The following is a 355-nucleotide window of genomic DNA, read 5'->3' on the forward strand; positions in this document are numbered from 1 at the left end:
GAGGAGGACCTGCGCGGTGGGTGTGTCGGGAGCGGGTACGGGCAGCAGCCGGCCGAGCTCCATCTCCCAGGCCAGGGATCCGCCGTTGAAGGGCGACTGCAGGGACCAACGGTATGCTTCCGCGCTGTCCGTGTACGGCACGAAGGCCGCGTCCTGCTGCAGACCGGCATCGCCGGCGAGCTCCCGGGCGAGCACACCGACGATCAGCGTCTGAACCTCCTTCGGCACCGCTACCGCCCAGAACTCCCGGCGGACGGGGACGGCGAGGCGGAGGCTCACCAGCTCCTCCACCAACCAGTTGCTGACCTTGGAGAGGTAGAGAAAGCTGTCGGGCGGTTCGGGAAGCACCGGAGGT

At 68.7% G+C, this 355-nt stretch carries 1 protein-coding gene; it reads right to left on the bottom strand.

Going from position 1 to position 355, the window contains the following annotated elements:
* The coding region (locus TN53_RS43130) for a hypothetical protein (RefSeq protein WP_159038307.1) at window positions 1-355 on the bottom strand (355 nt) is incomplete at both ends.

The sequence above is a fragment of the Streptomyces sp. WM6386 genome (assembly GCF_000972385.1).
GTDB lineage: Bacteria > Actinomycetota > Actinomycetes > Streptomycetales > Streptomycetaceae > Streptomyces.